Origin of the sequence: Fibrobacter sp., assembly GCF_045112255.1 — a bacterium.
Lineage (GTDB): Bacteria > Fibrobacterota > Fibrobacteria > Fibrobacterales > Fibrobacteraceae > Fibrobacter.
In genome coordinates, this window is sequence record NZ_JBGUHR010000063.1 from 1 (window position 1) to 5,236 (window position 5,236).

Consider the following 5,236-nt stretch of genomic DNA (forward strand, 5'->3'; position numbering starts at 1 on the left):
TAAAAGGAATGAGCCCGGTACAATACCGAACTCATAACACTGTTTTATCCTAACTTTAAACTGTCCAACTTTTTGGGTTCAGTTCACTACGCCGGTGGGTCACTTTTTTACGTGTACGCTGTAAAATGACAATTAGTCAATAATTTCTTGAATTAGGGTGTCCGCTTTTCTTTAAAATAATGGATTTTTAGAGAGTAATGAACCGCGCATCGAAATGCGCCGACACATGGGGTTGAGAAATTGAAGAGTAAACTGTTTTTTGTCGCAACGGCCGCAGCTTTCGCTTGCAGTGCCGTCTATGCCCAGACGAAGGTCGCCGTAGATCCGGGCAAAAAATACCAGATTTTTGAAGGCTGGGGTACAAGCCTTTGTTGGTGGGCTGAACTCGTCGGCGGCTGGGACAAGGCGAACTACACGAAGCTTTTGGGCGCTGTGGCCGACCCGGACACGGGCCTCGGTTACAATATTTTCCGCTACAACATCGGCGGTGGCGACCAGCCTGGCCATAACCATTTGACCAAAGGCGATGGGGGAGCCGCAGTTCCCGGCTACAAGCCGACGGAAAAAGGCGATTATGACTGGACGGCAGACCCGAACCAGCGCAACATCGCATTTGCTCTTGCTAAAATGGCAAAGGACCCTATTTTCGAGGCGTTCTCGAATTCCCCGCCGTGGTGGATGACGAACAGCGGTTGCGTTTCGGGCGGTGTCAATGGCGCCGATAATCTCAAGTCCGACTACTTTGACGATTTTGCGGATTACCTCTCCGAAGTCGCAAAACATTTCAAGGAAGAATGGGGCATCACGTTCCGCACGATTGAGCCGTTCAATGAGCCGAGTGCAGGCTGGTGGAAGGCGAATGGCGACCAGGAAGGCTGCGGTTTCAAGAACAAACAGTCCGAAATGATTGTGGAACTTGGCAAAGCCCTCAAGAAAAAAGGGTTGTTCCCTGAAACATCCGTAAGTGCCGCTGATGAATCGAACATTGGCGATGCATTGGCGCGTTTCAACAGCTACAGTGCCGAAGCGCGCTCTTACATGTTCCAGGTGAACACGCATAGCTATTCCGGTTACGATTCACGTGCCAAGCTTTACAATGCCGCATTTGCCGCTGACAAGCGCGTTTGGCAATCCGAATCGGGGCCGCTCCATCGCAGTGGTGACCTCGACATTACGCTTTGGATGGCTGATGTGATTTTGCATGACCTCCGCGATATGCATGCAAGCGCTTGGGTCGATTGGCAGCTTTCAGACCCTGCCGAGAACTGGCGCACGATTATTGCAGACCACAAAAGACAGACGTTCTCTTATGCACCGCGATTCTACATGCATGCCACGTTTAGCAGAGCGATTCGTCCAGGTTCGCGCTTTATCGATAGCGATAACAGCAATACGCTTGCAGCCATTCGCGAAGATAGCTCGCTTGTGCTCGTGGTACTGAATACAGGCTCTAGTGATGCTAAGTACACGTTCAACTTGAGCAAGTTCACGACAATCGGCAAAAAGGCAAAAGTCCACCGCTTTACGCTCCCGGCTGCACTCAAAGATGATGCTGATATTGATGTCACAAACAAAGCGATTACGGTTACTGCGGGCGCGCAATCCATCGTTACGATGGTCATTGAAAATGCAGCTGGCGGCACGTGCGAAGCAAGCACGATCATTCCGTATGTCAAGATTCATGATGGCGGCTGGAATGAGACGACCGAAGTCAAGGTGAATCCCGGTGATTCGCTTGTGATTGGCCCGCACCCGTGGGAAGGTGGCCGCTGGACTTGGAAAGGCCCGAACGACTTCTATTACCTGGGCCGCGAAGTGCGTTTCAAGAATATGCAATGGCAAATCAGTGGTGTTTACACAGGAACGTACGTGAATACATATGGCTGCGAAAGCACTGTCGATATCAAGGTCATCGTCGATGACCCGGAACATCCGTATAAGGAGCCGGATTCTGGCAAAGTGAGTCTTGATCCGCAAATCGCGATGCGAGCCGCGCAAGGAGTCGCGAAAATCTCGGTCACGAGAAGCGGGGGAGACCTGCTTGTGAACGTCGGGAATGTTTCGAGGATTGCGGCGCAATCCGGAAAGTCTTCGCTGTCCGGGAAAGCGATGCTACAGCTCACGATTCACGACCTGCAAGGCGTACTCCTGATGCGTCGTTCCATTGACGGTTCTGCAATAGTGCCTGTAGCGCACTTGGCAAAAACGCCGTATATTGTGCGCATCAAGAGCGCCGGGAAGACCGTTTATCAGAAAAAGTTCAAGTAATCGAATGCGCGTGGTGGAGCTTGTTGGCGAAGCTACGGCATTTAGCGATTTCACGCGAGGTGAGATCCTTATTCTTGACCGTGCCACCTTTTTGCAAGACACCCGCAATCTTGAAACCGCTCCAGCAAAGAATTTCCTTGAGTGCGCGGACAGTCCCAGCGGATTGTTTAAAGAGAATGTTGAATGGCCATGGGGTAGAGCTAGTGGTGATGAGGACGGCCTTTTTGCCTTTGAGAAGCGGAATTGGGTAGCCGCTTTCGCTATGGTCCATCATGCCGTAAACCCAGCGGTCAAAAAGCATCTTGAGTTGCCCCGTCATATTGCCCCAGTAGCACGGCGAGCCTACGATTAGAGCATCACAATCTTGTACGAGTTGCAAAACTTGCTTGGCATCGTCATCGGGCATAACGCAATCGTGTGTGCTACGGCATTTCATGCAGCCGATGCATGGGCGGAATTGCAATTTGCAAACATCAACGTATAAAACTCTATCGCCACAGGCCAACAGTTCGTTGCGGACAATCCCAAGCATTTGGCTGATATTGCTATTCGGGCGCGGGCTTGCGTTCAAGATAACATACTTCAATTTACGACTCCTTAATAAATTAATAAAAGCTATTAGAGATTGCCGCACGTCTGCGACGCTCGCAATGACGTTTTTTTATACGTGCGTTCTGAGCTTTTATCTATTAAACACCTAAGGAGCGGAAATATGTTACTATAAAATAAAAATCCCGGACGTTTTTCACGTTCGGGATTTTTACTGGATCCTTCGACTACGGGCTACGCCCTACGCTCAGGATGACACGGAGCCTGCCCTGAGCTTGTCGAATGGGTGTTACTTGAACAGATTCTTCATCTTTTCGAGGAAGGATTCTTCTTGGGCCGTTTCCTTGTCCTTGCGGAGTTCGGCGAGCTTCTGGTAAAGCTCCTTCTCTTCGCGGGAGATGTCCTTCGGAATGTCCACACCAATTTGCACGTAGAGGCTTCCGCGGTCGCCCTGCTTCTTGAGCGGCCACAAGCCCTGATCGCGCAGACGGAGAACGCTACCGGCCTGAGTACCAGCGGCAATCTTGATCTGGATTTCGTCACCGCTGATGGTCGGGATGCGCTGCGTACCGCCAAGGACCAACTTGTGGACCGGAACCTTGACTTCGCAATGCAAATCGTCGCCTTCACGGCTGAAGAAATCGTCCGGCTTTTCTGCAATCACGACAAGCAAGTCGCCGCAAGCGCCACCGCGCGGACCGCAGTTGCCTTCGCCACGGAGGTTCAGGTACTGGCCTTCGCTTACGCCTGCCGGAATCTTGATGGAGATTTCTTCGCTCTCCTGGATGCGGCCTTCGCCGTGGCAGTGAGAACACGGATTGGCAATCACCTCGCCTGTGCCACCGCAAGTGGGGCAGACGCTTTCGGAAACCATCTGGAAGAATCCGCCCGACACGCGACGTACACGACCCGTGCCATGGCAGGTGCTACATTCCTTGACGTTTGTACCGCCCTTACCGTTACATTCCGTACACGGCGTATAGCGTTTTAAGCGAACCTTCTTGGTGCAGCCTTCGAAAATTTCCTTGTAGCTAAGAGCCACCTTGATCTGCAAGTCGTTACCACGCGGAGGCCCTGCCTTGCGGGAACTTCTGCGGCCACCGCCACCGAAACCAAAGCCGCCACCAAAGATATCGCCAAACTGGCTGAAGATATCGTTGATGTCGAATCCGGCACCACCGAATCCACCACCGCCAAAACCGCCACCAGGAGCGTTGAAGCCAAACTGGTCGTAGTTTCTGCGCTTTTCAGGATTAGAGAGTACGTCGTAAGCTTCGGCAGCTTCCTTGAACTTTTCTTCAGCTTCCTTGTCGCCCGGGTTTTTGTCCGGATGGTACTTGATAGCAAGCTTCTTATAAGCGTGCTTGATTTCATCAGCACTTGCGTCCTTGCCGACGCCCAAAACTTCGTAATAATCTCGTTTTTCAGCCATTTTGCCCTCCGGGCAAATTAGACGAGAGATGAGAGACGAGAGACGAGAGTTTAATCTCCTTAATTTTTTTCTCTTAAATCCCTAAATACAGTCGTCATAACAAAAAATCTTCTTTTAAACAAAAAGGATTGCTCCCTAAATAGAGAGCTAATCCATTTGATAAACGAGAGTAAAAAGACGAAAGATTTATCCATAAGATTAAATTTCCAACTTAAGACCTCTTTCGTCTCTCGTCTGTAGGACCGAAGGTCCGTTCTCTCGTCTAACTAGTCAACCACTTCAGCGTCGACGACTTCCGGGCCATCGCCCTTCTTGTCGTTCTTCGGTTGTTCAGAAGCACCCGGCTGCGGACCCGGCTGAGCCTGGTTTGCACCGGCAGCCTGAGCCATGGAGCTAATCATGCCCTGGAGCTTGTCCATAGCGGCCTTGATTTCTTCCTTGGTGCCGTTGTCCTTCTTGGCCTTGATGTCATCGATAGCAGCCTGGAGCTGGCTCTTGGTATCAGCCGGGAGCTTGTCGCCAAATTCCTTGAGCTGACCTTCAGCCTGGTAAGCCATCTGTTCGGCCTGGTTCTTGATGTCCACGAGTTCGCGCTGTTCCTTATCCTTGGCAGCGTTGGCTTCGGCATCCTTCACCATCTTGTTGATTTCGTCTTCAGACAAGCCGCTGGAAGAAGTAATCTTGATGGACTGTTCCTTGCCGGTTTCCTTGTCCTTGGCAGACACGTGCACAATGCCGTTAGCGTCGATATCGAAAGTCACTTCGATCTGCGGCACGCCACGCGGCTTCTTCGGGAGGTCGGTCAAGTCGAACTTGCCGAGGGTACGGTTGTCGCGAGCAAATTCGCGTTCGCCCTGGAGCACGTGAATCGTCACAGCCGGCTGGTTGTCTTCGGCGGTAGAGAACACCTGGCTCTTCTTGGTCGGAATCGTGGTGTTACGGTCGATGAGCTTGGTCATCACGCCACCGAGAGTTTCGATACCGAGA

General features: G+C 51.5%; 4 protein-coding genes. 1 reads left to right on the plus strand and 3 read right to left on the minus strand.

The genetic code is table 11. The features are described 5' to 3' along the window. Nucleotides 1–240: 240 nt before the first annotated feature. A complete protein-coding gene (locus tag ACJMM9_RS09540; protein WP_405326129.1) occupies nt 241–2,268 on the plus strand; it encodes a glycoside hydrolase in 2,028 nt (675 codons plus the stop codon). On the opposite strand, the gene ACJMM9_RS09545 is transcribed toward ACJMM9_RS09540, so the two are convergent. From ACJMM9_RS09545 to ACJMM9_RS09555, 3 genes are all read right to left on the minus strand, one after another. Continuing rightward, a complete protein-coding gene (locus tag ACJMM9_RS09545) occupies nt 2,261–2,854 on the minus strand; it encodes a flavodoxin family protein (protein ID WP_405326131.1) in 594 nt (197 codons plus the stop codon). The genes ACJMM9_RS09540 and ACJMM9_RS09545 overlap by 8 nt on opposite strands. 252 nt (nt 2,855–3,106) lie before the next feature. Then, nucleotides 3,107–4,249 carry a molecular chaperone DnaJ gene (gene dnaJ / locus ACJMM9_RS09550; protein WP_405326133.1) on the minus strand — a complete coding sequence of 381 codons (1,143 nt, stop codon included), beginning with the start codon at nt 4,247–4,249 and terminating at the stop codon, nt 3,107–3,109. A gap of 266 nt (nt 4,250–4,515) precedes the next feature. After that, on the minus strand, nt 4,516–5,236 hold a 721-nt coding region (locus ACJMM9_RS09555), incomplete at its 5' end, for an Hsp70 family protein (protein WP_405326135.1).